Origin of the sequence: Niveibacterium sp., assembly GCF_041909475.1 — a bacterium.
In the GTDB taxonomy this organism is placed as follows: domain Bacteria; phylum Pseudomonadota; class Gammaproteobacteria; order Burkholderiales; family Rhodocyclaceae; genus Niveibacterium.
Window position 1 is genome coordinate 94165 of record NZ_JAYRDJ010000008.1, and the last position, 25474, is coordinate 119638.

The 25474-nt window shown below is 66.2% G+C and carries 26 protein-coding genes and 2 riboswitches; of the genes, 16 read left to right on the forward strand and 10 right to left on the reverse strand.

Annotated elements, in window-relative coordinates; genetic code table 11:
• The first annotated feature begins 38 nt into the window (after positions 1-38).
• The gene (locus ACE3P0_RS07970) at positions 39-980 is read left to right on the forward strand and encodes a LysR family transcriptional regulator (RefSeq protein WP_374401607.1); all 942 of its coding nucleotides are present in this window, start codon (positions 39-41) and stop codon (positions 978-980) included.
• Here ACE3P0_RS07970 and ACE3P0_RS07975 read toward each other — a convergent pair.
• Together ACE3P0_RS07975 and ACE3P0_RS07980 are read right to left on the reverse strand one after the other, a co-directional pair.
• The gene (locus tag ACE3P0_RS07975) at positions 933-1928 is read right to left on the reverse strand and encodes a diguanylate cyclase (protein ID WP_374401609.1); all 996 of its coding nucleotides are present in this window, start codon (positions 1926-1928) and stop codon (positions 933-935) included. The two genes, ACE3P0_RS07970 and ACE3P0_RS07975, sit on opposite strands and share 48 nt — an antisense overlap.
• A gap of 169 nt (positions 1929-2097) precedes the next feature.
• Positions 2098-2997, reverse strand: coding sequence for a LysR family transcriptional regulator (locus tag ACE3P0_RS07980; protein ID WP_374401610.1), 900 nt, complete (start codon positions 2995-2997; stop codon positions 2098-2100).
• Positions 2998-3144: 147 nt separating this feature from the next.
• Here ACE3P0_RS07980 and ACE3P0_RS07985 point away from each other — a divergent pair, with 147 nt between their 5' ends.
• The 3 genes from ACE3P0_RS07985 to ACE3P0_RS07995 all read left to right on the forward strand — a co-directional run bounded on the left by ACE3P0_RS07985 (position 3145) and on the right by ACE3P0_RS07995 (position 4892).
• On the forward strand, positions 3145-3690 hold the full coding sequence (locus ACE3P0_RS07985) for a carboxymuconolactone decarboxylase family protein (protein ID WP_374401613.1): 546 nt from the start codon (positions 3145-3147) through the stop codon (positions 3688-3690).
• Between the two features lie 67 nt (positions 3691-3757).
• Complete coding sequence (locus ACE3P0_RS07990; protein ID WP_374401615.1) at positions 3758-4408, forward strand: pyridoxamine 5'-phosphate oxidase family protein; 651 nt, start codon at positions 3758-3760, stop codon at positions 4406-4408.
• Between the two features lie 4 nt (positions 4409-4412).
• Positions 4413-4892 carry a DUF1348 family protein gene (locus tag ACE3P0_RS07995; protein ID WP_374401616.1) on the forward strand — a complete coding sequence of 160 codons (480 nt, stop codon included), beginning with the start codon at positions 4413-4415 and terminating at the stop codon, positions 4890-4892.
• 50 nt (positions 4893-4942) lie between these two features.
• Here the strand turns inward: ACE3P0_RS07995 and ACE3P0_RS08000 are convergent, their stop codons facing one another.
• Positions 4943-6151: an MFS transporter gene (locus ACE3P0_RS08000; RefSeq protein WP_374401618.1), complete on the reverse strand. Its 1209-nt coding sequence runs from the start codon at positions 6149-6151 to the stop codon at positions 4943-4945.
• Positions 6152-6279: 128 nt separating this feature from the next.
• On the opposite strand from ACE3P0_RS08000, the gene ACE3P0_RS08005 reads away from it, so the two are divergent.
• Together ACE3P0_RS08005 and ACE3P0_RS08010 are read left to right on the forward strand one after the other, a co-directional pair.
• Positions 6280-7230, forward strand: coding sequence for a LysR family transcriptional regulator (locus ACE3P0_RS08005; RefSeq protein WP_374401620.1), 951 nt, complete (start codon positions 6280-6282; stop codon positions 7228-7230).
• On the forward strand, positions 7227-7805 hold the full coding sequence (locus tag ACE3P0_RS08010) for a hypothetical protein (protein ID WP_374401622.1): 579 nt from the start codon (positions 7227-7229) through the stop codon (positions 7803-7805). The genes ACE3P0_RS08005 and ACE3P0_RS08010 overlap by 4 nt, the downstream gene beginning before the upstream one ends.
• A gap of 48 nt (positions 7806-7853) precedes the next feature.
• On the opposite strand, the gene thiC is transcribed toward ACE3P0_RS08010, so the two are convergent.
• Positions 7854-9767 carry a phosphomethylpyrimidine synthase ThiC gene (gene thiC / locus ACE3P0_RS08015; RefSeq protein WP_374401624.1) on the reverse strand — a complete coding sequence of 638 codons (1914 nt, stop codon included), beginning with the start codon at positions 9765-9767 and terminating at the stop codon, positions 7854-7856.
• A 50-nt stretch (positions 9768-9817) separates the two neighbouring features.
• Positions 9818-9924, reverse strand: a riboswitch (TPP riboswitch).
• 232 nt (positions 9925-10156) lie between these two features.
• Here thiC and ACE3P0_RS08020 point away from each other — a divergent pair.
• Positions 10157-10690 (forward strand): hypothetical protein, encoded by a 534-nt coding sequence (locus tag ACE3P0_RS08020; RefSeq protein ID WP_374401626.1) that lies wholly within the window; start codon positions 10157-10159, stop codon positions 10688-10690.
• Here ACE3P0_RS08020 and ACE3P0_RS08025 read toward each other — a convergent pair.
• Entirely contained in the window at positions 10666-11568 is a 903-nt protein-coding gene (locus tag ACE3P0_RS08025; RefSeq protein ID WP_374401628.1) for a DMT family transporter, read from the reverse strand. The two genes, ACE3P0_RS08020 and ACE3P0_RS08025, sit on opposite strands and share 25 nt — an antisense overlap.
• A 14-nt stretch (positions 11569-11582) precedes the next feature.
• Positions 11583-11960: a hypothetical protein gene (locus tag ACE3P0_RS08030; RefSeq protein ID WP_374401630.1), complete on the reverse strand. Its 378-nt coding sequence runs from the start codon at positions 11958-11960 to the stop codon at positions 11583-11585.
• Positions 11961-12085: 125 nt separating this feature from the next.
• Here ACE3P0_RS08030 and ACE3P0_RS08035 point away from each other — a divergent pair, with 125 nt between their 5' ends.
• Positions 12086-13489: a PLP-dependent aminotransferase family protein gene (locus ACE3P0_RS08035; protein WP_374401632.1), complete on the forward strand. Its 1404-nt coding sequence runs from the start codon at positions 12086-12088 to the stop codon at positions 13487-13489.
• Between the two features lie 20 nt (positions 13490-13509).
• Here ACE3P0_RS08035 and ACE3P0_RS08040 read toward each other — a convergent pair whose 3' ends face one another.
• Positions 13510-14391, reverse strand: coding sequence for a LysR family transcriptional regulator (locus ACE3P0_RS08040; protein WP_374401634.1), 882 nt, complete (start codon positions 14389-14391; stop codon positions 13510-13512).
• Between the two features lie 108 nt (positions 14392-14499).
• On the opposite strand from ACE3P0_RS08040, the gene ACE3P0_RS08045 reads away from it, so the two are divergent.
• Complete coding sequence (locus ACE3P0_RS08045; RefSeq protein WP_374401636.1) at positions 14500-14889, forward strand: VOC family protein; 390 nt, start codon at positions 14500-14502, stop codon at positions 14887-14889.
• A gap of 53 nt (positions 14890-14942) precedes the next feature.
• Complete coding sequence (locus ACE3P0_RS08050) at positions 14943-15752, forward strand: HAD family hydrolase (RefSeq protein ID WP_374401638.1); 810 nt, start codon at positions 14943-14945, stop codon at positions 15750-15752.
• Between the two features lie 42 nt (positions 15753-15794).
• Here ACE3P0_RS08050 and metW read toward each other — a convergent pair whose 3' ends face one another.
• From metW to ACE3P0_RS08065, 3 genes are all read right to left on the reverse strand, one after another.
• Entirely contained in the window at positions 15795-16376 is a 582-nt protein-coding gene (gene metW / locus ACE3P0_RS08055; RefSeq protein WP_374401640.1) for a methionine biosynthesis protein MetW, read from the reverse strand.
• A 1-nt stretch (position 16377) separates the two neighbouring features.
• Complete coding sequence (locus ACE3P0_RS08060) at positions 16378-17505, reverse strand: homoserine O-acetyltransferase (RefSeq protein ID WP_374401642.1); 1128 nt, start codon at positions 17503-17505, stop codon at positions 16378-16380.
• Between the two features lie 50 nt (positions 17506-17555).
• Positions 17556-17629: riboswitch (SAM riboswitch) on the reverse strand.
• Positions 17630-17738: 109 nt separating this feature from the next.
• Positions 17739-19361: a methyl-accepting chemotaxis protein gene (locus ACE3P0_RS08065; protein WP_374401645.1), complete on the reverse strand. Its 1623-nt coding sequence runs from the start codon at positions 19359-19361 to the stop codon at positions 17739-17741.
• A 287-nt stretch (positions 19362-19648) separates the two neighbouring features.
• On the opposite strand from ACE3P0_RS08065, the gene ACE3P0_RS08070 reads away from it, so the two are divergent.
• From ACE3P0_RS08070 to ACE3P0_RS08095, 6 genes are all read left to right on the forward strand, one after another.
• On the forward strand, positions 19649-20731 hold the full coding sequence (locus ACE3P0_RS08070; protein ID WP_374401647.1) for a sigma-54 interaction domain-containing protein: 1083 nt from the start codon (positions 19649-19651) through the stop codon (positions 20729-20731).
• A gap of 166 nt (positions 20732-20897) precedes the next feature.
• Entirely contained in the window at positions 20898-21158 is a 261-nt protein-coding gene (locus tag ACE3P0_RS08075; protein WP_374401650.1) for a hypothetical protein, read from the forward strand.
• Positions 21159-21764 (forward strand): DUF4255 domain-containing protein, encoded by a 606-nt coding sequence (locus tag ACE3P0_RS08080; RefSeq protein ID WP_374401652.1) that lies wholly within the window; start codon positions 21159-21161, stop codon positions 21762-21764. It begins immediately after the preceding gene.
• Positions 21761-22606: a hypothetical protein gene (locus tag ACE3P0_RS08085; RefSeq protein ID WP_374401655.1), complete on the forward strand. Its 846-nt coding sequence runs from the start codon at positions 21761-21763 to the stop codon at positions 22604-22606. The genes ACE3P0_RS08080 and ACE3P0_RS08085 overlap by 4 nt, the downstream gene beginning before the upstream one ends.
• Before the next feature lie 9 nt (positions 22607-22615).
• Complete coding sequence (locus tag ACE3P0_RS08090) at positions 22616-24925, forward strand: phage tail sheath family protein (RefSeq protein ID WP_374401658.1); 2310 nt, start codon at positions 22616-22618, stop codon at positions 24923-24925.
• Positions 24926-24940: 15 nt separating this feature from the next.
• Positions 24941-25393, forward strand: a complete 453-nt coding sequence (locus ACE3P0_RS08095) for a phage tail protein (protein WP_172201417.1) — start codon at positions 24941-24943, stop codon at positions 25391-25393.
• Positions 25394-25474: the final 81 nt, after the last annotated feature.

Genomic DNA, 25474 nt, shown 5'->3' on the forward strand with positions numbered 1-25474 from the left:
TGCAACTACGGCCGAAAATTCAATAATGGATTCCAAAAATGGAATATCTGTTCGATGACCTTGCGCTCTTCGTCGCAATCGTTGAGGCCGGTAGCCTGAACCAGGCTGCGGCGCGCAGCGGTACCCCGCCGGCAACCGTGACTCGCCGCCTGCAGCGGCTTGAACAGCAGCTTGGCGTGCGACTTTTGCATCGCTCCGCGCGCCGTCTGGTGCCCACCGCGGAGGGCTGGCAGTACTACGCCCAGTGCCGCCCGCTGCTGCATGCACTGACGCAGGCGACGCAATCGCTCGATCAGTCGATGCATCAGGTGAGCGGTTCAATCCGTGTGCTGGCGCCGGTGAATCTGGCCAACGGGGCCTTGCTCGGGGCCTGGCCGGGCTTCCTCGCGCGCTATCCGGCTGTCAGCCTGGAGCTGGAATTGAGCAACGAGGTGCAGGATATTGTTGGCCGCGGGGCCGATCTGGCGATCCGCGTCGGCCCGCAGGCCGATTCACTGCTGTTGCAACGCCGGTTGGGCCGGATCGAGCTGGTGCTGGTGGCTTCGCCGGCCTACCTTGCGCAGCACGGCGCGCCGGCAGATCCCGAATCGCTATCGGGGCATGCGCTGATCGTGGCGGAGCCGATCCGCGAATGGCGCTTCCGTGATCCGACCAGCGGCGTCGAGCGCATGCTGATGCCGACTGCCAGCCGCCTGCGCGCGAACGACATGCGGCTGGCGGTGACGATGGCCGAGCAGGGCTTCGGGCTTTTGCTGTGCCCGCTGACCGAATGCCATGCGGCAATCGAGCGCGGCGCTTTGCGCTGCGTGCTGGAGCCGTGGCGCGCCGCGGGGCGCGATGTATTTGCGGTGTGGCCGCAGCAGGGATTTACGCCAGCGCGGGTGAAGGCCTTGATCGAACATCTGGCCGCTTACGCCGCGAGTTCGCCGCTGCTAGGCGGCGACAACCAGGCAGTCGCGGCCCGCGGCCTTGGCGCGTAGCAAGGCCATGTCGGCGCGCTGCAGCAGGCTGTCGAGGCGGTCGTCGCGCGCGGGGTCGAAGTGGGCGATGCCGATGCTGAGGGTGCAGTGGATCGGGCGCCCCTGCCAGCCATGTCCGCATGTCGCGCAGCAGGCGCGCAGGCGCTCCGCGGTCCGGTGGGCCTCGACGGCGTCGGTGTCGGGCAGCAGCACCAGAAACTCCTCGCCGCCGTAGCGGCCGATTACGTCGGTCTGCCTCAGCGAGCCCTGCAAAGCGATCGCCAGCCGCCGAAGCACATCGTCGCCGGCAGCATGCCCGAAGCGATCGTTGATCCCCTTGAAGTGATCCAGGTCCAGCATCAGCGCGGCCAGTGGCAGGCCGCTGCGCTGCGCGCGCCGGAATTCCCGTGCGGCGAGCTCGAACAGGTGGCGGCGGTTGTAGAGGCGCGTCAGTTCGTCATGGGTGGCGAGGTCGGTCAGGCGCCGGTTGGCGTGTTCGAGTTCGGCGGTGCGCGCGACGACGCGCTGTTCAAGCGCCTCGTTGGCTTCGCGCAAAGAGGCCTCGGCGCGGCGTAGTGCAGAGATGTCGCGCGAGATGCCGAGGATGTACTCGACCCGCCCGGTGGTGTCGTTGGCGGGCACTAGCAGCGTTTGCCAATGGCGCGGTTCTGCGTCAGCCGGGCCGGCGGTTTCCTCGTAGGTCATCGGCTCGCCGCGGGCGACGCAATCGCGATAGCGCTGCAGCGTGGCGGCGAGGTAGTCCGGCGGTACGACCGCGTCCAGTTCGAGCCCGACTACGGAGTCGCCGGCGCGCCCGATCACGTTGGCGAGCACCGGGTTGATCGCCTCGATGACGAAACGCCCGTCGGCTTCACAGCGGATCACGAACACGCTGTCGGGGAAACGCAGCCACAGTTGCTCAAACGCAGGGAAGCGCCGCCTCAGCAGCGTAACGAAACGTCGCGGCAATCGGGACTCCGCTCGCGGGTTCATGGTGGGTCACGGGCTGCAAACGGCTCGCTGCGGGCGTCCGGCAGTGTCAGCGCCTGGGCAGCGATCCTTCGGTGACAGCACATCACAAGCGGCAAACCAGCGTGGTGACCCAAAGCAAATGCGGCGGTGCGCGGCGAGGTGCGGCTCAGTTCAGCGACGGGTCGTTGCGCAAGCGTGTCGCCATCAGGTCAACGAAGCTGCGGATCTTGGCCGACGCGTGGCGGCCTTCTCGATGCAGGATGTGCACCGGCATGCGTGGCGGTTCGAAATCGCGCAGCAGTAGCACCAACTCGCCGGACGCAAGCTGCGGCGCAACCTGATACGACATCAGGCGCGAGATGCCGAGTCCGCGGACCGTGGCTTCAATCGCGGCATCGTTGGTGGTGACGGTGAGCCGTGGCGCGACACGCACCGCGCTGGCGGCGTCGCCACGCAGGAAGCGCCATTCGGCGGTGGGGCCGATCGCGCTCGCCGCCACGATGGTGTGCGATGCAAGTTCTGCGGGGGTTGCCGGCGTGCCGTGGGCGGCGAGGTAGGCCGGTGCGGCGCAGACCACGCGCCCGACCTGGCCGACGCGGAGTGCCTTGAAGCTCGAATCGGCCAGCTCGCCGATGCGGATGCCGACATCGACCCCCTCTTCAAGCAGGTTGACGACGCGGTCGAGCAGCATTGCGGCGACCTCGGTGCCCGGATAGCGCTGCAGGTAGTCGACGATGCCCGGCATCACGTACAAGCGGCCGAACATTACCGGCGCAGTCACCGTGATGTGGCCACGTGGTGCGGCGTTCAGTCCGACAGCCGCTTCGTCCGCTTCATCCGCCGCGGCGATCACGCGGCGCGCATCGTCGAGGTAGCGCTGGCCGGCCTCGGTGACCCGCACATGGCGCGTGGTGCGGTTGAGCAGCTTGACGCCGAGGTGCGCTTCCAGCGCGGCCACCGCCCGCGTCACGGCCGGTGGCGACATCGCGAGCCGGCGCGCACCGCCGGCAAAGCTCTCCGACTCGGCCACGGCGACGAACACGCTCATCAGGTGCAGGCGATCCATGTTGGGCTCCGATTATTCCGATCCGAGGAATTATCTATTGTTCTGTGTGCGGATTCTTCTTCTGTTCGTGCTTTGGAAGAATGCAGTCACGCCACAGCACACAGGGTGCAGCGGCCTCCGAACCCAACCGAATACAGGAGTTACACCATGTCCCGCATCGCCATCCCCTCCGTCGAACAATCGCCCGCCGCCACCAAGCCGCTGCTGGATGCGGTCCACAAGCAACTGGGCGTGGTGCCCAACCTGATGAAGCTGGTCGGCCACAGCCCGGCGGCGCTGGAGGGCTACCTCTCGCTCAACGGCGCGCTGGCCAAGGGTGTGCTGAGCGTGCAACTGCGCGAGCGCATCGCGCTGGCGGTGGCCGAATTCAACGGCTGCGACTACTGCCTGTCGGCGCACAGCTATCTGGCCACCCATGTTGCGAAGATCGACGCAGCGGAGATCGCAGCCGCCCGCGATGCGCACTCGGCCGATGCGAAGACCCGCGCCGCACTGCACTTCGCCCGCCGCGTTGCCGCCGAGCGTGGCCGCGTCAGTGATGCCGACCTCGCCAGCCTGCGCGCCGCCGGCTTCGACGACGCCAGCGTGGTCGAGATCGTGCTCAGCGTCGCGCTCAATGTGCTGACGAACTACATCAACAACGTGGCCGAGACCGATATCGACTTCCCGCGCGTGTTGCGCAAGGCCGCTTGATTGCAGCGCGGGTCGGCGGCCTGAACGCGAGTTCGGGCCGCCGCATCGAAGAGAAGGGAGGTCCATCATGCCCCGCGCCTTTGCCGACATCAGTTTCACGCCCGGCGTCAAGGCCGCGCAGGCGCGCTATGGCAGCCGCGACAATAACCGCGGTTTCGAGCTGGCTGAAGACCCCCGCAATGAACTGCACGAGCACGAGATCGAATTCATCGCCTCGCGCGACAGCTTCTACCAGGCCACCGTGAGCGAGAGCGGCTGGCCCTATGTGCAGCACCGCGGCGGTCCGCCTGGCTTCCTGCGAGTACTCGACGCCCGCACGATTGGCTACGCCGACTTTCGCGGTAACCGGCAGTACCTCAGTGTCGGCAATCTCAACGCCAATGATCGCGTATCGCTGATCCTGATGGACTACGCGAACCGCCGTCGCCTCAAGCTATGGGGCCGTGCGCGCATCGTGCACGAGGCGGATGCGCCGGCCTTGCTCGCGCAGCTTGGCGTGCCGGGCTACCGTGCCCAGGTCGAACGCGGCGTGCTGATCCATATCGAAGCGATCGAATGGAACTGCCCGCAGCACATCACCCCGCGCTTCACACAGGCCGAAGTGAATGCGGCGGTCGCGCCGCTGCTTGCCGAACTGAATGCACTACGCACCTTCGCCGAAACGCACGGGCGCATTGCAGCAGAGCCGTCTGCTTCCAACGACACAGCCAGGGAGTAAGCCCATGAACGCCGCAACCCACGCCCGTCCGCCGCTGCCGCCTTTTACCCACGAGACGGCGGTCCAGAAGGTCCGCATGGCGGAAGACGCCTGGAACAGCCGCGACCCGGCGCGTGTCGCCCTCGCCTACACGCCCGATAGCGTCTGGCGCAACCGTACGGAATTCCCGCGCGGCCGTGCCGAAATCGAGGCCTTCCTCGCCCGCAAGTGGGCGCGCGAGATCGAATACCGCCTGATCAAGGAACTCTGGGCCTTCACCGACAACCGCATTGCGGTGCGCTTCGCCTACGAATGGCGCGACGACGCCGGCAACTGGTTCCGCTCCTACGGCAACGAGAACTGGGAGTTCGACGAGAACGGCCTGATGGCCCGCCGCTTCGCCAGCATCAACGACCTGCCGATCGCGGAGTCCGAACGCAAGTTCCACTGGGAGCAGGGCAGACGGCCGGATGGGCATCCGGGGCTGAGTGAGTTGGGGTTGTAGGCCGCGCGCTCCCATTGGCCGGGAGCAGCGCGGCGCGCGCCCTCGTCAGCTTACGTCCTTGCGCGATGCGGCCACAGACGTACCGCCAGTGCCGCAAGTGCCGCGCTTCCGGCGAAGGCGCACAGGCCTCGCCAGCCGGCGAGATCCAGTGCGAGGCTGCCAAGCGCTGACCCGCCAGCCATGCCCACGAACATCGCGCCGATCAGCAAGGCGTTGAGCCGGCTACGCGCACCGGGCTCCAGGCCATAGACGATGCTCTGGTGCGCGATCAGTGAGGCCTGTACGCCCAGGTCGAAGACGAGTGTTCCGGCGATCAGCATGCCGAGGCTGTGTGGCAACAGCCCAAAGCCGGCGAAGCTGATGATCACGAGTACCGCGCCGATGCGCGTGACGTGTTCGGGCCCTCGGCGGTCGGCGATGCTCCCTGCAACCGGCGCAGCGAGTGCGCCGATCGCGCCGGCAAGGCCGAACGCGCCTGCGATGGCGCTGCCATAGCCAAACGGGGGTTGGTGCAGCATCACCGCGAGGGTGGACCAGAACGCGCTGAAGGCGGCGCTGAGTAGTCCTTGTGCCAGCGCCGCGCGGCGCATGTCGGCATGGCGTTGCCACAGGGTGAGCAGCGAGCCGAGCAGTGCTGCGTACGGTAAATCGGTGGTCGGCGCGAAATGCGGCAGGCGGCGCGCCGCCACAATGCCAAGCAGCGCAACCAAGCCGGCCGCGATCACGAACAGCGCTCGCCAGCCAAGCAACTCGGTCACCAATCCGCTCGCCACCCGCGACAGCAGAATCCCCAGCAGCAAGCCGGTCATCACACTGCCGACGATCTTGCCGCGTCGGTTTTCCGGCGCCAGTGCCGCGGCGGCGGGCACCGCGTCCTGCGCAAGGCTGGCGGTGATGCCGATGACGACCGACAGGGCGCCGAGTTGCGCGATCGACTGTGCCGCCGCTGTTGCGAGCAAGGCCAGCGCGAGCAGCGCCGTTTTGCTCAGAATGATCGTGCGGCGATCGAAGCGGTCGCCCAGCGGCGCCAGCAGCAGGATGCCGAGCGCGTAGCCGAGTTGTGTCAGCGTGGGGATACGACCGATAGCCGTTGGTGAGGCATGGAATTCAGCCGCCAGCGTGCTCAGCATCGGCTGGTTGTAGTACAGCGAGGCGACGCTGAGGCCCGCCGCACTTGCGAGCAGGAAGACGAGCCCTGCACCAAGCGGCGTATCGGCGCTCTGCGCGGGTTCTTCTGCTGTCAGGACTTGGGTGTTCATGGGCGACCTGCGTGGCGATGATTCGTTGCGGGCAGTGTGCGAGCGAATCCGTTTGCGCGGTAGGCGTATGAAACGAAGAACGGCTATACACTGAGCGTATGAAACCGAGCCTGGATCGCCTCGCGTTGATGCAAACCTTTGTGCGGATCGTCGAGGCCGGGAGCCTGTCCGCCGCTGCGCTGCAGATGAACGCAACGCAGCCCACGATCAGCCGCCGCCTGAAAGCACTTGAAGCGTCGCTTGGGCTGACGCTGCTGCATCGGACAACCCATGCGATGACCCTGACCGAGGCCGGTGCACGCTACTTCGAACGCGCTAAAGATCTGCTGGCTGCATGGGGCGAATTCGAATCGGGCTTGCGCGGGGTGATCGACGAGCCGCAGGGCATGCTGCGCGTGGTGGCGCCCCATGCTTTCGGGCAGCACCATCTGGTCGGCCCGCTCAGCGAATACCTTGAGCGATACCCCAAGGTTTCAGTCGAATGGTTGCTGCACGACGCGCCGCTGAACTTCGTCGAGCAGGGTGTCGACTGCGCCATCCGGGTTGGCGCGATCAGCGATCTATCGGTCGTAGCGCTCAAGCTGGCCGAGGTGTCGCGTATCGTCGTCGGCAGTCCGGCGCTGCTCGGTGGCCACCCAACGCCGCGAACCCCTGACGACCTGGCAGGCCTGCCTTGGCTGGCCTTGCGGCCCTTCTATCGCAACGAAGTCACCTTGCGTGATGCCGATGGTGCCGAGGCGAGCATCGCGATCCAGCCACGCATCGCTTCGGATAGCCTCTACGCGATCCGCAGCGCGCTGCTGCGAGACGTGGGCATTGCCGTGGTGTCCGCCTGGGTCGTCGAAGACGAGCTCAAGCGCGGCGCCTTGGTGCAGCTCGCCCCCAACTGGGAAGCGCCACCGCTGCCTGTCTATCTGATGTACCCCTATGCCGCGCACTACCCGGCCAAGCTACGCAGCTTTGTCGATTTCATGCGACATGCGATGGATGTGCTGCCGGGCGCGGAACGGAGTTGTCGGAGTCGAAGTGTCGATGGTCGACCGACGAGCCCAAGTTCAAGACTCTCGGAGCCGAAATGAGCAACCAAAATCCCTTTTACGTTTACGCGTTGAAAGACCCCCGATCGAACCCCGCTAAGGCGTTCTACATCGGAAAAGGAACTGGCAATCGTGCATGGGAGCACCAAAGTCAAATTGACGACTCAGAGAAAGGGCACGTGATTGCGGCTATCCGCGATGCAGGCCTGAAGGTTCTTCACACGATCTTGGCGGACGACCTGACAGAGTTGCAGGCGCTCAAACTTGAAGCAGAGCTGATCGCCGCTTTCGGTGTGCGCGCGCATGGCGGCGTGCTCACGAATCAGGTACGCCCCAACGCTGATCAGTCGTTGCGGCAGAGCGGGTTGAACGTGCCCGAAGGCTGTTACGAAAAGGCCCAGATGGCGCTTCAACTGCTCAAGGCAGCGGTCATGGAGCTCGCCAAGGCGAATCCAACAGGCATCAGCAACAGTGACGCGGCCAAATATCTTGGCTTGCAGTCCGACTACGGCGGTGGCTCAAAGGACTACTTGAGCTACAGCATCTTGGGAATTCTGATGAAGGAGGGGCGTCTTCGGCGCGAGCGCAATCGCAAACATCTTGCGGTCACCGAGTAGACGCAACAAGGGCCGCTTACGCGGCCCTTCGCATGGTGACGCGCGTGATCACACCTTGTGATAGACCTGCGCGCCTGTCTTCACGAACTCCACCGACTTCACTTCCATCCCCTTCTTCAGCGCCTCTTCTTCCGATACGCCTTGCGCGGCGGCGAAGTCGCGCACGTCTTGCGTGATCTTCATCGAGCAGAAGTGCGGGCCGCACATCGAGCAGAAGTGGGCGACCTTGGCGCCTTCCTGCGGCAGGGTCTCGTCGTGGTAGCTGCGCGCGGTGTCGGGGTCCAGGCCGAGGTTGAACTGGTCTTCCCAGCGGAACTCGAAGCGTGCCTTGCTCATCGCGTTGTCGCGGATCTGGCTGGCCGGGTGGCCCTTGGCGAGATCGGCGGCGTGGGCTGCGATCTTGTAGGCGATGATGCCGGCCTTCACGTCGTCCTTGTTCGGCAGGCCGAGGTGTTCCTTCGGGGTGACGTAGCACAGCATGGCGCAGCCGTACCAGCCGATCTGCGCGGCGCCGATGGCGCTGGTGATGTGGTCGTAGCCCGGCGCGATGTCGGTGGTCAGCGGCCCCAGCGTGTAGAACGGCGCTTCGTCGCACCAGTCCAGCTGCAGGTCCATGTTCTCCTTGATCAGCTGCTGCGGCACGTGGCCGGGGCCTTCGATCATCACCTGCACATCGTGCTTCCACGCAATCTGCGTCAGCTCGCCGAGCGTCTTCAATTCACCGAGCTGCGCTTCGTCGTTGGCGTCCCAGATCGAGCCGGGGCGCAGGCCATCGCCGAGCGAGAAGGCCACGTCGTAGGCCTTCATGATTTCGCAGATCTCTTCGAAGTGCGTGTAGGTGAAGTTCTCCTTGTGGTGCGCGAGGCACCACTTGGCCATGATCGAGCCGCCGCGGCTGACGATGCCGGTCATGCGGTTGGCGGTCATCGGCACGTACTTGAGCAGCACGCCGGCGTGGATCGTGAAGTAGTCGACGCCCTGCTCGGCCTGCTCGATCAGCGTGTCGCGGAAGATCTCCCAGGTCAGGTCTTCGGCCTTGCCGTTCACCTTCTCCAGCGCCTGATAGATCGGCACTGTGCCGATCGGCACCGGCGAGTTGCGCAGGATCCACTCGCGTGTTTCGTGGATGTTCTTGCCGGTGGAGAGATCCATCACCGTGTCGCCGCCCCAGCGGATGCTCCAAGTGAGCTTGTCGACTTCCTCCTGAATGGAGGAGGACACCGCGCTGTTGCCGATGTTGGCGTTGATCTTGGTGAGGAAGTTGCGGCCGATGATCATCGGCTCGCTTTCGGGGTGGTTGATGTTGCTCGGGATGATCGCGCGGCCGCGGGCGACTTCGTCACGCACGAACTCTGGCGTGATGACGTCCGGAATCGCGGCGCCGAAGCTTTGCCCCGGGTGACGACGGCCCATGAAGGCGGCCATCTTCTCGCCGGTGGGGCCGGTGGCCTTCAGCGACTCGATGTAGGCGGCGCGGTTGAGGTTCTCGCGGATCGCGATGAACTCCATCTCCGGCGTGATGATGCCGCGACGCGCGTAGTGCATCTGCGTCACGTTGGCACCGGCTTTGGCTTTGCGCGGCTTGCGCTGCAGGTTGAAGCGCAGTTCGTCGAGTTTGGCGTCGGCCTCGCGTGCGCGGCCGTATTCGGACGACAGATGCGGCAGCACTTCGGTGTCGCCGCGTACCTCGATCCACTTCGCGCGCAGCGCGGCGAGGCCGTTGCGCACATCCACCTTCACCGCTGGATCGGTGTAGGGGCCGGAGCAGTCGTAGACATAGATCGGCGGGTTTTTCTCGCCACCGAAGGCGGTCGGCGTGTCGGCCTGCGTGATCTCGCGCATCGGCACGCGGATGTCGGCGCGCGAGCCTTCGAAGTACACCTTGCGCGAATTGGGCAGCGGCTGGATGGCGGCCTCGTCGACATGCGCGTTCGAGGCGATGAATTGTTCTTTGGCGTTCATGGTGCTTCCTCTCTTGGGGCGGGGAGGAAGCAGGCAGGCGGGCAGGGTGCCCGGTGGCGGCTTCGCCTCCCTACGCCGGCATGACCCGGATCAGGTGCAGAGGGTGTCTCTCACCCCGCCGATTTCGAAAGTGCGGCGGGGACCCCTGGCGAAACAAACAGGCTAACCAATGGGGCAAGGGCTGGCAAGTCGGATCTGTCCGCCCAGGCTGGGCGCGCCTTGGCGGGAACGACCCTGTTCGTCGCATGGTCTCAAGCGATGCGCCCGAGGGCCGTTACGAAAGTTCCGGGCGGGCCGCGACGCGCGCGGCGGCGACCATTGATCCGGTCGAGCAAGCGGAAATCGGTGCGGTGGTATACAAAGGACTGATGATCACTGGAGGTGCAAGCATGTCAGCAACAGCGCGAATCCTGCCGATGGTGGCGGCGCTCTGGCTGGGCGCGTGCGCAACTGCGCCTGAACCGCCCCCATCCGCACCGCCGGAGCCCCAACCCGCGCCGGTGATTTCGTCGGTGGAGCCTGTCGTACCCGCGGCGAAGCCGGCCGCACCGGCCAAGCCGGCCAAACCCAAATCGAAGAAGGCCGAGAAAGCCGAGAAGGACAAGGCGGCTGCCGCTGCAGCCGCGGCGGGCACCACGGCGGTGGCACCGCCCAAGGTCGAGAGCGAAGCGGCCTTGCCGCCCTCACCGGCTGCCAAGCCGGAGCCGGAGATCAAGGGCCCGGCCTGGCTGTCGCGTTGCGTGACGAAGCGCTATGAAGGCGGTGCGATCCTTTGCGACGCCGATTCGTTGCTGGCCAACCCGTCCGGCAACATCAAGGTCTATGCACGCGATCAGAACCTTGCCGGCCCGGTCGCCAACGGTGGGCGGATCGAGTACCGGCCCGGCCTGCCGCGCCGCTACCGGCTGTTCGTGTTCCCCTGACGCGCTGACGCTGCGGGCATTCGGCGCCCGAGCGCCACGCAGATGACCACCCCCGCGGCGAACGACCACATTTCCGGGGCGACCAGTTCGCCAAACAGGAAGGCAGCGGCCAGCAAGGTCAGGAAGGGCTGCAGCAGTTGAATCTGGCTGATGCGTGCGATGCCGCCCTTCGCGAGGCCGCGATACCACGCAAAGAAGCCGAGGAACATGCTGAAGGCGCTGACGTAGCCGAAGGCGCCCCACGCCGCGAGCGAGGCAGGCTGCCAGCGCAGCGGATAGATTACGAGCACCAGCAGGATGAAGGGTGCAGCGATCACCAGCGCCCAGCAGATCACCCGCTCGGCGGGCATTTCGCGCGCCAGCAGCGCGCCCTCGGTATAGCCGATTGCGGCGGCCATGACCGCGCCGACAAGCGCCAGATCGGCGCCCTGCAGCCCGCCAGCCCCGGCGCGCAGCGCATGGGCCAGCACCAGCACGCTGCCGGCCACCGCACATATCCACCATTGCAGGCTCAACCGTTCTTTTGCGCGTAACGCGCCGCCCGCCGCGGTGGCGAGCGGCAGCAGGCCCGCGATGACGGCGCCGTGGCTCGAATCCACCGTGCGCATTGCCCATGCGCTGAGCAGTGGGAAGCCCACCACCACGCCGAGTGCGACAACGATCAGCCGTCGCACCTGCCGCCCTGTCGGCCGAGGCGCCTGCTGCCATTTCAGCACCAGCAAGGCCAGCAGCGCTGCGACGATGGCGCGGCCGAGGCCGACAAATACCGGATCCAGTTCCGCCACCGCCAAGCGCGTCATCGGGAAGGTCAGGCTGAAACTGGCCACACCGAGGGAGCCCAGCAGGTAGGCGCTGGCGGGGGCGTGTGCGGTACGCAAGGGCGTTACTCGATTCAGCGGCGCGGCTGGGTGGCTGCGCGTGCGATGCGGGTTTCGTCGCGACTCAGCAGCCGCAAGCTGCGCGCGTCGTAGCGGTAGATCGCGTCGTCGCCCCACACCGTTAGCACCGCGCTCTTGCCGTCCAGCGCGAGCTGCGACACACCGCGGCGCTGCGGCGCACGCAGCACGCCGAACTCGCTGACCCCTTGCCGGATGCCGACTGCATGCACCGCACCGGTATCTGCTTCGGCCCAGAACACGATCTGGCGATCGGCCCACACGACTTCCGGGCGGGGAGGGCCGGCATCCGATGCGGTGGCGACAAGTGCCAGTGCAGCGGCGACAAGGCGGCCAAGGGGGCGGGGGCGTTGTAGAGGGGGGCGTTGTGTCATGGTGACCTCCGTTGCATTTGAGCGGACAATACCGGACACTTGTTGCATTGAACCCTGACACTTGCCGTGGTGTGTGCGGGACCGTACCGGTCGTTTCGCCATGACACCTGTAATCGGAGCCGCCCATGCTGAGCCTCACTCTCGACACTTCGACCAGCCTGCCCTTGGTGGAGCAGATCGTGCGCGGCGTGCGCGAACAGATCGACGACCGTCTGCTGCGGGGTGGCAGCCGCCTGCCGCCGATCCGTCAATTCGCCACGCACTACGGCGTGAGCCGCTTTACCGTGGTCGAGGCCTACGAGCGGCTGGTCGCACTGGGCTACCTGCAGTCGCGCCGCGGCTCTGGCTTTTATGTGCAGTCGCGTGACGACAGCGGGCCTGTGCGCGCCGCCGAACCGGTGCCAGATCGCGCACTCGATGTGGCCTGGGTGGTGCGTAGCGGCCTCGACGCACCGGACGAACAATTGCGAGCCAGCGCCGGCTGGCTGCCGCCCTCGTGGCTGCCGGAGGAGGAGATCCGCCGCCAGCTGCGCGCCATCGCACGCGAAGAGAACCCGCGCCTCACGCGCTACGGCAACTCCATGGGTTACCTGCCACTGCGCGAGCAGATCTGTGTGCGGCTGGCAGCCCGCGGTGTCGTGGCGCAGCCCGAGCAGGTGTTGCTGACGCAGGGTGCTTCGCAGGCGCTGGATCTGGTGGCGCGGCATCTAGTGCGCCCGGGCGATGCGGTGCTGGTGGACGACCCCGGCTACCACGCCTTCTTCGGCAACCTCAGGCTGCAGGGTGCGCGCCTGATCGGTGTGCCGCGCACCGCGCAGGGGCCGGACCCTGATGCGCTGGAACGCCTTGCCGCCGAGCACAAGCCGCGCTTCTTCTACACCCAGTCGGCGCTGCACAACCCGACCGGCACCGACCTCTCGCCAGCCGTGGCGCACCGCGTGCTGCGCTGCGCGGAGCAGCACGACTTCGCGATTCTGGAGGACGATGTGTTCGGCGGCTTCCAGCCCACGCCGACGGTGCGGCTGGCGACGCTCGACCAGCTTGCGCGGGTGATCTACGTGAACAGCTTTTCGAAGACGATCTCGGCGGATCTGCGGGTCGGCTACATCGCCGCCAACCCGGCGCTGATCGCAGCGCTGCGCGACTTGAAGCTGCTCACCAACAACACTTCGCCCGAAATGAACGAATCGGTGGTGCACGGCATGCTGATCGGCGGCCAGTACCGCCGCCACTGCGAGCGCCTGCGTGAGCGGCTCGACGCCGCGCGCGCCAGCACGCTGCGGATGCTCGAGCGCACCGGCTGCGAAGTGCCCTATGTGCCGAGCGCCGGCGTGTTCCTGTGGGTGCGCAAGACCGGCGTGGAGGATGCCGCGCCGCTGGTGGACGCGGCGGCGCAGGCCGGCATCCTGCTCGCGCCGGGCCAGACCTTCCGCCCGCAGATGCAGGCCTCGCCGTACTTCCGCATCAACATCGCCTACGGCGGTGATCGCAGGCTGGAGCGCTTTCTGTCGCAGTACGCGCCGGCCTGATTCACTTATTCAGACCTTCCCTAGACCGCGTCGGCGGTGGCGAGGCATTCGAGCAGCACCGCCGCCCACAGCCGCGCGGTGACCGACGGGTAGTAGCTCAGATAGAAGCCGGTTGCGGCCGGTTTGGCGTCGGCGAGTGGCACTTCGACCAGCCGCCCGATGTTGATCTGCTCGGCGACCAGATAGCGCGGCAGCAGCGTGATGCCGAGCCCGGCCCGCACACCTTCGAGCAGCGCGAAGCTGTTGCCGAGCACCCGCGTATCGGCCAGCGAGCCCAGCTCCAACCCGGCCACCGCCAGCAGGTCGCCCCAGCTGTGGCTGCGCTCGGCGTTGCGCAGCAGCAGGCGATGGCGGGCGAGCGCGCTGACGGAGTCCGGTATGCCGTGCGCCGCGGCGTAATCGCGGCTGCACACCAGCACGTTGGCACTGGTCAGCAGCGGTTCGTGCACCAGCCGGTCATCGTTCGGCTCGTTGCGGACGGCAAGGTCGAAGCGGCTGTCGACCAGCGGCACCGGCTGGTCCGACAGGTGCAGATCGACGATCAGCCCGCGCGCCTCGATCTGCGGCAGGCGCGGAGTGATGTAGCAGCTGCCCAGGTCTACCGGCGCGGTCACGCGGATGCGCTGGCGCTCGTTGCCGATGCGGATCATGTCCAGCGTGCGTTCGATCGACTTCTCCGCGAGCCGGTATTCCTCCAGCAGCAGGGCGCCACGCTCGGTCAGCTTCAGCGGCTGGCCGTGGCCGCGAATGAAGAGCGGAAAGCCGAGCCGGTCTTCGAGCTGGCGGATCTGGTAGCTGACGCCGGCCTGGGTCAGCGCCAGCTCTTCGGCGGCCTTCGAGAAGCTCGCATGGCGGGCGACGGCGGCAAAGCCCGGCAGATGATGAAGCAGGGTTCTGATCACAAGTAACCCTTATCAAAACAGAAGAAATACAAGTTTGGCTTTTGATGACCTGCGGCGCAAGATGAATCCATGGCCCTGCGAACAGGGTGTCGTTCAGAGGATTCGAGCATGAAGATTGAACATATCGCGATCTGGGCGGCGGATCTGGAAGCGCTGCGGCGCTTCTATGAAACGCGTTTCGGCGCCACCGCCGGTGATCAGTATCACAACACCCGCAAGGACTTCCGTTCCTACTTTCTGAAGTTCGCCGATGGTGCGCGGCTGGAACTGATGGCGATGCCCGGCATCCCGGCCAGTCAGGACAGCGCGCAGGCGCAACGCCTTGGCCTGATCCACCTGGCGTTCTCGGTCGGCAGCAAGGAGGCGGTGGACCAGCACCATGCGCAAAGCGTGGCCGAAGGGCTGCGCGTGCTCGACGGCCCGCGCTGGACGGGTGATGGCTACTACGAATACGTGCTGCTGGATCCAGAAGGGAACCGCCTCGAAGTCACTATCTGAGGGGCACGGCGGGCCTTTCTAGCCACCGTCAAACGCAACAAGGTTGAACAAACATGAACGGAATACGACTGATCGCCTGCGATCTGGATGGCACGCTGCTCGACGAACACAAGCAGCTACCGGCTGATTTCACGACCACGCTGGCACAACTTGCGGCGCGCGGTGTGGTGTTCTGCCCGGCGAGCGGCCGGCAGTACCACAGCATCCTCGCGCTCTTCCCCGAGCTGGCCGCGACGATGCCGGTGATCGCCGAAAACGGCGCACTGGTGATGATGGGCGAGCGCGAGCTGGCTTCGAGCTGTCTCGCTCAGGCCGATGTGCAGCAACTGGTTGCCACCTGGCGCGGGCTGACGCAGCGTGGGCTTGAGATTGGCGCAGTGATGTGCGGCAAGCGCTCGGCTTACGTCGAGCGCAGTGGCACCGGTTTCATTGCCGAAGTGGCCAAGTACTACCCGCGCCTTGAAGTGGTCGAAGACCTCGCCGCCGTGGCGGACGATTTCCTCAAGCTGGCCCTCTGTGTGCCGGGCTCGGCGGAACGCGAGATCTATCCGCACTTCGCCGCGTTGGGCGCATCGCTCAAGGCGGTCGTGTCAGGCGAACACTGGGTCGACGTGATGGCCAGCGGCGTCAACAAGGGGCGCGGGCTGCAGCAGTTGCAGGCGGCGTTGGGCGTCGAGCGTGCGCAGACGATGGCCTTCGGCGACTTCGTCAATGACCTGGAAATGCTCGACGAAGCCGCGCACTCCTACGCAATGAAGAACGCCCACCCGGCGGTGGTGGCGCGTGCGCGTTTCCGCGCGCCGTGCAACACCGAGCGCGGCGTGCAGCAGGTGATCCACAAGCTGCTGGCCGCCGCTGCCTGAACCGCATAGAGTAGGGGCCGACCCGGCGAGCCGGGTCGTGCTTCAACGCGCCAGCCGGTACATCGCCATGCTGGCAAGGAAGTTGGCTTCGCCGCTCACCGGTTTGTCGTCGTCGAAGGCTGCACGTTCGAGGATGCGGATGCCGCGCTTCTCGCACAGCGCTTCAAAATCCGCGATCGTGAAGAAGCGGACGTTGGGCGTGTCGTACCACTCGTAGGGCAGGCTTTCCGACACCGGCATGCGGCCGTTGAGGATTGCCTGCCGGTGCTTCCAGTAGCCGAAGTTCGGGAAGCTCACCACCGCCTCGCGGCCGACGCGCAGCATCTCGTCGAGGATCTTCTCGGTGTGGTGCACCGCCTGCAGCGACAGGCTCATGATCACATGATCGAACTGGCCGTCGTTGAAGTCGGTGAGCCCTTTCTCAAGGTCGATCTGCAGCACGTTCACGCCGTTGCGGATGCAGGCGACCAGGCGCTCGGGGTCCGCTTCCACGCCGTAGCCCTTCACCTGGCGGGTGTCGCGCAGGAAGGCGAGCAGGCTGCCGTCGCCGCAACCCAGATCCAGTGCGGTGTCGCCGGGCTGCACCCAGCGGGCAATCACTTCAAAGTCGAAACGGGTAGACATCTCAAACTCCAATGCCGTCGAACCACGCGCGCAACACCGCGTGGTACTGCGGATCGTCGAGCAGGAAGGAGTCATGGCCAGCGGTGCTTTCCAGCTCGGAATAGCTCACCTTGAGGCCGTTCTGGATCAGCGCGAACACCAGTTCACGTGAGCGCTCCGGCGCGAAGCGCCAGTCGGTCGAGAACGACGCGACGAGGAAATCTGCCTTCGCGCGCGACAGTGCCGCAGCAAGGTCGCCGTCGTAATCGAAGGCCGGGTCGAAGTAGTCCAGCGCCTTGGTTGCCAGCAGGTAGGTGTTGGCGTCGAAGTAGCCGGCGAACTTGTCGCCCTGGTAGCGCAGGTAGGACTCGATCTCGAACTCCACGTCCCAGTGGTACTTGTGCTCACCGTGGCGCAGCTTGCGGCCGAATTTCTCACCCATCGCATCGTCGGAGAGATAGGTGATGTGGCCGACCATGCGTGCGAGCTTGAGGCCATTCACCGGCACCACGCCGTGTTCGTAGTAGTGGCCGCCGTGGAATTGCGGGTCGGACTTGATCGCCTGCCGCGCGACTTCGTTGAAGGCGATGTTCTGCGCCGAAAGCTTCGGCGCCGCGGCGATGATGGCGGCGTGGCGCACGCGGTCCGGGTAGGCCAGCGTCCATTCAAGCGCCTGCATGCCGCCAAGGCTGCCGCCGACGACCGCGGCGAAACGCGCGATACCCATGCGGTCGGCCAGGCGCGCTTGCGCCTCGACCCAGTCTTCCACCGTCACGAAGGGGAAATCCGCACCCCAAGGCTTGCCGGTGGCCGGGTTGATCGAGGTCGGCCCGGTCGAGCCGTAGCAGCCGCCCAGGTTGTTCACGCCGATGACGAAGAACTTGTTGGTATCGAGCGGTTTGCCGGGGCCGACGAGGTTGTCCCACCAGCCGGTGCTTTTCGGCTTGCCTGCATAGGTGCCCGCGACATGGTGCGAGCCGGAGAGCGCATGGCAGACCAGCACAGCGTTGTCGCGCGTGGCGTTGAGGGTGCCGTAGGTCTCGTAGACGAGATCGTAGGCGGGCAGCACCGCGCCGCTTTTCAGCGTGAGCGGTTCTGCGAAGTGCGCCGTCTGCGGCGAGACGACGCCAACGGATCCGGAAGAAGTCATGGTTACCCGTCAGAAAAACAAAAACCCGACCGGCTCGCGAAGAGCAGACGGTCGGGTTGCCCTCGCTTTAGCCGCATTTTTAACGCGCCCGCAAGCTGTAGATCAAATCGGCGCAGTGACAGGAAACTAACGCGGGGGCGGCGGGAAGTCAAACCGCCGCATCAAGGCAGGAAAGAAAACGGGGGCCGCCGCAACCCAGCGGCCCGCCGTCAGGAGCGTCTCTCCCGGTCCGCTCAAAGCCTGAATTTGGATACCGCAGCGCGCAGTTCTTCGGCCATCGATTCGAGGTCGCTGACCGAGCCGGCACTGCGCGTGATAGCCGCGTTGGTCGAGTCGCTCATCTGCGCGATGCGTTCGATGTGCTCGGCGATCGCGTGGCTGGCGGCGCTCTGCTCGTTGTAGGTTTCTACCAGTTCGGCGACCTCGTGGCGGGTGGTGTCGGCACCGCTCTTCAAGGAGCTCAGCGCCGGGCCAAGGCGGCTGATCGCCTCCACCGATGAATTCGCTTGCGTGGCCGATCCACGCATCACGCGCGCCACGCTTTCGGTTTCGCCATGGATCGCGCCGAGCGCGGTCATGATCTCGCTGGTCGCCTTGCCGGTTTTCTCAGCCAGCTTGCGCACCTCGTCGGCCACCACCGCGAAACCGCGCCCCTGTTCGCCTGCGCGGGCCGCTTCGATTGCGGCGTTGAGCGCGAGCAGGTTGGTCTGGTCGGCGATCTCCTTGATGATGCCGGCGATGCCGCTGATGCGGGTGGAGTGTTCTTCGAGGCGGCCGATGTTCGACGCCGCGGTGTTCACCGATTCGGCCACGCGGCCGACCTCGTCGCTCGCCGCATCGGCCAGCACCGCGCCTTCTTCCGACATGCGGTGCGCGTTCTGCGCCTCTTCGCGCACGCGTGATGCACGCTCGGCAACGTGATCGAGGCCGGCGGTCATTTCCTGCACGGCTGCGGCGATGCCGGCTGCGGCTTCGCTCTGCTGCGCGGCGCTGCCTTCGATCTCGTGGTAGGCGCTGTTCAGGTGCTGCGCGGCGCCGGCGATGTTGCCGCTCGATTGTTCGATCGCACCGATCATCGTGCGCAGCTGCTGCTGCATCGCGTCGAGCGCGGTCAGCAGCTTGCCGGTTTCGTCGTTGCGTTCGACGCGGATTTCAGTGCTCAAGTCGCCATCGGCGATCTTCTCGGCCAGCTTCACCGACTGCCCGAGCGGCTTCGTGACCGAGCGGATGATCGAGAACGACAGCGCGACGGCGGCGATGAGCCCGACCAGCGCGATCGCCATGGTGGTGTTCTTGATCTTTGCGGCATTGGCGGCCACGGCGGCGTTGGAGGCTTCGTTCTCCTTCACCTGCATCTTCAGCAGCGCGGTCAGCGCGTCGATTGCCTGCTCGAACGCCGGCAGCGCGTTGGAGCGGAACTCGGACACCGCCTGCATGCGGTCACCCTCGCCATACAGCTTCACCATCTTGTCGCGCGATTCGGTGAATTCAGCGTAGTGGGTCTGGAACTCCTTGATGTGCTTCTTCGATGTCGCATCGGTCATTGACTTGAAGACTGTCTGCAGCCCTTTCATCGCGTCGGCGTCGAGCTGGCGCATGGCCTCGAAGTGCTCTTCGGCGGTCTTGACGTATTGCGTTTCCATCGCCAGCACGATGCGCATGCGGCTACGGTGCAGCGTGTCGAGCGACACGCCGAGCAAGGACATCGGCACCGTGTGCTGCGTGTAGGCGCTTTCCATCTGCGCGGTGGCGGTGCTTAAACCGGAACGGCCCAGCGCCACGACGACGACGACCAGGGCAAGCAGGAAACTGGAAAGAAGAACCAGTCGGGACGAAATCCGCAGATTCTTGATCATGTTGTTTGGAACTCCGAGAGGGGACTGGCCATGTAGAGCACGGTTATCGGTGCGCCTCCCGGAAACTTGAGCAATCCCGGTCAGGTTTTGCCCTTTTTTGCGATTGACGCAGCGCTGCTGCGGATGCATCGGGTTGATTGCCGAGAAGCCGCCATCGACGTGTCGCCCATATGCGACAGGCACTCTGGTTCGACCGAAGAACATGACGCTGGCGTGCCGCTCGCCTATAACGACAGTCCGCCCGAGTGAACTGTCGTCCCGCTGGAGGACGGCGCCGGAGGTTTCCGATGTCCGCTTTGCCCCATCTGATCGGCCAATCCGAGGTTTTCCTGCATGCGCTGCATCTGATCGAGCGCATGGCACGCTTCGACGCGCCGGTGCTGATCACCGGCGAGACCGGTACCGGCAAGGAGGTCGCTGCACGCGCGATCCACTACCTTTCGGCGCGCCGTGATGCGCCCTTCGTGCCACTCAACTGCGGTGCGCTGCCCGATGCGCTGATCGAAAGCGAGCTGTTCGGTGCCGAGCGCGGTGCCTACACCGATGCGCGCCAGACACGCGGCGGCCTGATCGAAGCGGCCGACGGCGGCACGCTGTTCCTCGACGAACTGGATGCGCTGCCGCCGCGCGCGCAGGTGTCACTGCTGCGCTTCTTGCAGGATCAGAGCTATCGGCCGCTAGGTTGCAGCCGCGAACGTGCTGCCAACGTGCGTGTGGTGGCGGCGTCCAGCCCACGCCTGACGGCGCTGATCGAGGCCGGCAGCTTCCGGCCGGATCTGGCTTGGCGCCTCAACGTGCTGGCGATCGAACTGCCGCCGCTGCGCGAACGGCCCGGAGACGCCAGCCTGCTGGCCGAGCACTTCCTCGTCCGCTACGCGCGGCGCTACGGCCTGGGCGCCTGCTCGCTCGACCCGGCCAGCCTGCAATGGCTGGAAACCCATCTGTGGCCCGGCAATGTGCGTGAACTCGACAACCTGATCCACCGCGGCCTGCTGCTGTGTGAGGGCGGGGTGCTGCGCCTAGGGGGGGCGGCCGCTTCGGTGGCGCGGCCCGCTTCATCCGGCCCCTTGTCGTTCAACGAGGCGCGCGCTGCCGCGATCGAGCGCTTCGAGCGTCAGTACCTTGAAAACCTGATGCGCGAGGCCGGGGGCAATGTCAGCCTCGCCGCGCGTATCGCGGGCAAGGAGCGTCGCTGCCTCGGCAAGATGTTGAAGAAGTACGGCCTGGACCGCGGTGCGCCGGAAGCGGCTCGGGTGACTGGGTCAATCCAGACCCACCCGGGTGAAATCACACCCGCCCCGCGCGAGCGCCGCTCACCGGCGCGCCGCCATCTGCCGGTCGCGTTCGAGCGTCGCAGCCTGAACTCATAGCAGGCGCCGCCGGCAGCCTGCGGGGTGGGTCGCCACCGACCCGCCCGATCTGCGCGAAAACCGCGCCATCTCGGTCAATCCCCTTTCAGATCAGTTGCTTGCGTGCAGCCACCGCGACTGGCACGCCATTCGCATAACTGCAGCGTTGCGCCTGATGGAGGTTGGCGTGTGCCCAGCCAGCGATTCGCATGTGGGTCGGGTCGTCGAAGCGATCGAGAGTTACCTCTCGGCGCACCCCGGTGCTGCGGACAGCGAACTGGGCATCGCCGAATGGTGGCTGCCGACCGAGGGGGTCGATGCCGATCCGCGCGACGTGGCGGCGGCGCTGGAGTGGCTGGTGGCACACGCAAGGGTTGAACGTCAGACCTTGCCCGATGGCCGCGTGATCTTTCGCGTGGCGCGTGAGACAAGTCAGGGGGAGCACTGAGTGGCTGGAACCAACGCGATCGCGACTGTCAGCAAAACCCTGCAGGGCCTGCTCGCCGAAGCGCGGCCCGCGGCGTTTGCCGAGCTGCCGGTCGCCTTGCTGAAGCCGGCGGACTTCGACAATGCCTACAAGGATGTGAAGGACGCGACCGACGGTGGCTTCGGTCTGTTGCTGCACCGCGTCACGATCAACACCGCGCGGCGCGCGTTGCCGCCGCGCACGGCGCCGGACGGCACACGCCTGCGCCCTTCGCTGCCGGTGGATCTGCACTACCTGCTGGTGAGCTGGCACAAGGATGTCGAGACCAGCCAGATGATGCTGGGCTGGGCGATGCGGCAGGTGGAAGACGTATCGGTGCTGCCGGCCAGCCTGCTCAACCATTACGCGCCGGCGAGCGATGTGTTCGGCGAGGAAGAAGGTGTCGAGCTTGTCTGCGACCCCCTGCAGCTCGCCGACTGGCTCGGCCTGTGGGACAAGCTCAAGCCGCATCTGGTGATCGGCATGACTTACGTGGCGCGCGCCGTGCTGCTCGATTCCAGCGTGCCGCTGCATCGCTACGGGCCGGTGCTCGAACGCGTGTTCCCGCTCGGCGAGGTGACGCCGTGAGCGTACGCGAAATGGAGCGCCTGCGCTTGCGCCCGGGTGTGGGCCTGCGCTTTGAAGATCCTTTCGGCGGGCCGCTCGGCGAGGGCCTACAGGCGAGCATCGTGCTGGCTGACAGCGGCCTGCCGCCGGTGTCCCTGCTGCCGACGCCCTCCGGCCACTGGACGGCACAAGGCCTGCCGGGCCTGCGTGCGTGGGAGGCGGGTGAGGGTGACGACCCTGCATTGCTCGCGCGGCTGTTCGAAGTCACCGTCAACGACCCGCGCGCTCGCGTATTGCCGACGCGCTTCCGCGTGCGCCTGCCACAGAACCGGCTGGCCCATCTCGAATGCCCCGGCGCTGCGCCGGGCGATCCGCCGATCGATCATTTCCCGATTCCGCTCTTTGCGGCGCCGGCGCGCAGCGTACCGGCGGGCTGGGCCTGCATCCGTGCCAGCGTGCGCGAGCTGCCGGTGGGTGACCCGGATAGCGCCGAGCCGGCCGCCTGGGCGCTGGTCGACGTGTTCCGCGGCGCGACGTTGCTCGCCACCGGCATGGCCGATGCGCGTGGCGAAGTGCTGCTCGCCTTCGCCTACCCGGAGCCGCCGGATGCCGGCGCCACCGCGCGCAGCGCCTTTGATGTCAGCTGGCCGCTGACGCTGTCGCTGCGGTATCGCCGCCAGCCCGGCGCGTCGATACCGCTGCTGTGCGATCTGCTTGCGCAGCCCGCCAAGCCCGTTGCCCGTTCCGTTGCCGGCACGCCGCCGGTGGTGGATCTGGGTGCCGACCTCTCCCTCAGCCTGCGCTATGGCCAGCCGCTTGCGGTGGCTACTACCGGCGCGCGGGCGCTCTTCGTGCAACCCTAGGAGCTCGCCATGCCCGAATATCTCGCACCCGGCGTGTACGTCGAAGAGACGTCCTTCCGTGCCAAATCCATCGAAGGCGTCAGCACCACGACCACCGGCTTCGTCGGCCCTTGCCGCTACGGCCCGATCACGCAGCGGCCGGACATCCTGACCGGGCTGGTCGAGTTCGAATACTTCTACGGTGACGGCCGTGCGCTGGCCTTCGACGACAGCGGCACACCCGTCGGCGGCACCAACTACCTGTGGCACGCCGCGCGCAGCTTCTTCGAGGAAGGTGGCAAGCGGCTCTACATCAGCCGCATCTTCCGCCGCCTCGACGACACCGACCCGGACAACCCGCTGCCCTACGGCCCGCCGCCTGCCACCCTCAGCGACGACGCCGAGGGCGCATTGCTGGCTGAGGTCGGTGCGCAGCAGGGCGACGGCCACGCGCGCGCTCTGCTGGTGTCGGAAGACGCGATCAACGCAATCGAGATCGTGCGCCAGGTTCGCGAAGCCGCCAGCGCCGCAACCAGCGGTGATGGTGCCGCCGCCACGGCTGCGGCGGCAGCGGCTGCCGATGCGCTGGCCGACATCCTCGATGCCGCACCCCTGCATGACACAGCCGAAGCCGCGAGCGACGCAGCCGCCACCGCCGCCGAAGCGGCCAACGCCGTGCCTGTGGTGCCGGACGACGTGACCGCCGCAGTGACCGCGGCTCGCTCCGCGGCCAACCTGCTGGAAGATCGTGTGCTCGGCGGCAGCCTTGAGCTGCGCGCCCGCTTCCCGGGCCGTGCCGGCAATTACCGCATCCGCGTGTTCTTCCGCTATGGCCAGAACGTGCTCGGCCTGCGCGATGGCGCGCCCGGTGTATCCACGCTGCTGCACAACGACCTGGTGCTGATCGACACCGCCGACGGCGAGAACGGTCAGCTGCACCGCGCCCGCTGGAATTCGGAAACGCGCACCTGGTCCTTCGAACCGGCCGATGGCGGCGCCGATGTAGAACTGGCCGATCTCGACCCCGACAACAGCGACCCGAGCGCGCGCAACCGCATCCGCGTGCTGACGCTGTCGGTGGCGGTGGAGCCGATGGATGGTTCGCGCGGCGCCGAAGTGTGGGAAGGCCTCGCCGCCGACCCGGCGCATACCCGCAGCGGCGCGCCGGATTCGCTCAGCGCGCGCTTTCGCGTGCTGCCGGCGGCCGACCCGCAAGCACGTGAGATCCCGATTGAAGTGCTCGCTGGTGAAGACCTCGACGACGCGCTCGCGGTGATTGCAGCGTTGGAGAGCGCGCACGCCGCTGCTAACCCCTTGGGTGCCGGTGTCACCGCCGACCCGACCAACACGTTGTCGAATGCACTGCGTGCGCCGGATGCTGACAGTGCGCTAGGCAGCATGGAGATCCGCCTGGCCGGTGGCAACGACGGTGCGCCACTCACCGCCACCGAATACACCGGCCGTGCCGAATTGACCGATCCGTACAAGACCGGCCTCGCCTCGTTCGAGGATATCGAGGACATCTCGATCGTCGCGGCACCGGGCTCCACCTTCGGCTATGAGCTGTCGGACACCTCGCGCAGCAACGCGCAGGCGATTCTCAACACCGTCATCGCGCACGCCGCGCGCATGCGTTACCGCATCGCGGTGCTCGACAGCGGCAACGATCAGTCCATCGCTGCCGTGCGGACCATGCGCGCCCGCTTCGATTCGACCTACGCCGCGCTGTACTACCCGTGGGTCAAGGTACGCGACCCGATCACACGGCAAGATCTGATGCTGCCACCTTCCGGCTTCGTCGCCGGCATCTACGCGCGCAACGACATCGAGCGCGCGGTGTGGAAAGCGCCGGCGAACGAAGTGGTGCGCGGCGCGATCGGCTTCGAGCTGATGCTCAACCGCGCGCAGCAAGAGGTGTTGAACCCCGAAGGGGTCAACTGCTTCCGCTTCTTCGAAGGCCGTGGCATGCGGCTGTGGGGCGCACGCACGATCAGCTCCGACCCCGAGTGGAAGTACGTGAACATCCGCCGCTACTTCTGCTACCTCGAGCGCTCGATCGACAAGGGCACGCAGTGGGCGGTGTTCGAGCCGAACGGCGAGCGCCTGTGGGCGAACGTGCGCCGCACGATCGAGGACTTCCTGCTCAACGAATGGCAGTCCGGCGCGCTGCTCGGCGATCGGCCCGAGAAGGCCTACTTCGTGCGCTGCGACCGTTCGACGATGACGCAGAACGATCTCGATAACGGCCGCCTGATCTGCCTGATCGGCGTCGCGCCGCTCAAACCCGCCGAATTCGTCATCTTCCGCATCGGGCAGTGGACTGCCGATGCACGTCGCTAACTGGAGACCCCGACCATGGCCGTGCTACGCGATCGCCCCTATGTGCAATTCAACTTCCTCGTCGACCTCGGTGATGGCAACACCGAGGGGCCGGACGCGGGCTTCCAGGAAGTCTCCGGCATCGGTATGGAAGTCACCGTCGCCGAATACCGCAACGGCAACGAGCGTGAAAACTCGGTGCGCAAGATCACCGGGCTCAACAAGAGTACCGACGTCACCCTGAAGCGCGGCGTCATCGGCTCGCTGCGGCTCTACAACTGGCTCAACGAAATCCGCAACGGCAACCAGAACGCGATGCGCACGGTGACGATCCAGCTGCAGAACGAGGATCACACCGAGGTCGTGCAGACCTGGAAGCTTTTGCGCGCCCGCATCATCAAGCACACCTCGGGGCCGATGAACGCCAAGGGTACCGATGTGGCGATGGAAGAATTGGTGCTCGCGTATGAGCGGCTGGAGATGGAGTGAGGGGAGGCGTCGTGCTTTTCGCACGTGACAGTCTCTCGGTTGCCACCACAACGGCACCCTTGGGCGTAAGTTGGGCTGAGC

Excerpts from the sequence above, each read along its gene's own strand:
- ACE3P0_RS08010 (WP_374401622.1), top strand. The coding sequence starts at position 7,227 with ATGAGCAACCAAAATCCCTTTTACGTTTACGCGTTGAAAGACCCCCGA.
- ACE3P0_RS08090 (WP_374401658.1), top strand. The coding sequence starts at position 22,616 with ATGCCCGAATATCTCGCACCCGGCGTGTACGTCGAAGAGACGTCCTTC.
- thiC (WP_374401624.1), bottom strand. The coding sequence starts at position 9,767 with ATGAACGCCAAAGAACAATTCATCGCCTCGAACGCGCATGTCGACGAG.
- ACE3P0_RS07995 (WP_374401616.1), top strand. The coding sequence starts at position 4,413 with ATGAACGCCGCAACCCACGCCCGTCCGCCGCTGCCGCCTTTTACCCAC.
- ACE3P0_RS08050 (WP_374401638.1), top strand. The coding sequence starts at position 14,943 with ATGAACGGAATACGACTGATCGCCTGCGATCTGGATGGCACGCTGCTC.
- ACE3P0_RS08095 (WP_172201417.1), top strand. The coding sequence starts at position 24,941 with ATGGCCGTGCTACGCGATCGCCCCTATGTGCAATTCAACTTCCTCGTC.
- ACE3P0_RS08035 (WP_374401632.1), top strand. The coding sequence starts at position 12,086 with ATGCTGAGCCTCACTCTCGACACTTCGACCAGCCTGCCCTTGGTGGAG.
- ACE3P0_RS08000 (WP_374401618.1), bottom strand. The coding sequence starts at position 6,151 with ATGAACACCCAAGTCCTGACAGCAGAAGAACCCGCGCAGAGCGCCGAT.
- ACE3P0_RS08045 (WP_374401636.1), top strand. The coding sequence starts at position 14,500 with ATGAAGATTGAACATATCGCGATCTGGGCGGCGGATCTGGAAGCGCTG.
- ACE3P0_RS07985 (WP_374401613.1), top strand. The coding sequence starts at position 3,145 with ATGTCCCGCATCGCCATCCCCTCCGTCGAACAATCGCCCGCCGCCACC.
- ACE3P0_RS07990 (WP_374401615.1), top strand. The coding sequence starts at position 3,758 with ATGCCCCGCGCCTTTGCCGACATCAGTTTCACGCCCGGCGTCAAGGCC.
- metW (WP_374401640.1), bottom strand. The coding sequence starts at position 16,376 with ATGTCTACCCGTTTCGACTTTGAAGTGATTGCCCGCTGGGTGCAGCCC.
- ACE3P0_RS08065 (WP_374401645.1), bottom strand. The coding sequence starts at position 19,361 with ATGATCAAGAATCTGCGGATTTCGTCCCGACTGGTTCTTCTTTCCAGT.
- ACE3P0_RS07970 (WP_374401607.1), top strand. The coding sequence starts at position 39 with ATGGAATATCTGTTCGATGACCTTGCGCTCTTCGTCGCAATCGTTGAG.
- ACE3P0_RS08030 (WP_374401630.1), bottom strand. The coding sequence starts at position 11,960 with ATGACACAACGCCCCCCTCTACAACGCCCCCGCCCCCTTGGCCGCCTT.
- ACE3P0_RS08060 (WP_374401642.1), bottom strand. The coding sequence starts at position 17,505 with ATGACTTCTTCCGGATCCGTTGGCGTCGTCTCGCCGCAGACGGCGCAC.
- ACE3P0_RS08070 (WP_374401647.1), top strand. The coding sequence starts at position 19,649 with ATGTCCGCTTTGCCCCATCTGATCGGCCAATCCGAGGTTTTCCTGCAT.
- ACE3P0_RS07980 (WP_374401610.1), bottom strand. The coding sequence starts at position 2,997 with ATGGATCGCCTGCACCTGATGAGCGTGTTCGTCGCCGTGGCCGAGTCG.
- ACE3P0_RS08020 (WP_374401626.1), top strand. The coding sequence starts at position 10,157 with ATGTCAGCAACAGCGCGAATCCTGCCGATGGTGGCGGCGCTCTGGCTG.
- ACE3P0_RS08005 (WP_374401620.1), top strand. The coding sequence starts at position 6,280 with ATGCAAACCTTTGTGCGGATCGTCGAGGCCGGGAGCCTGTCCGCCGCT.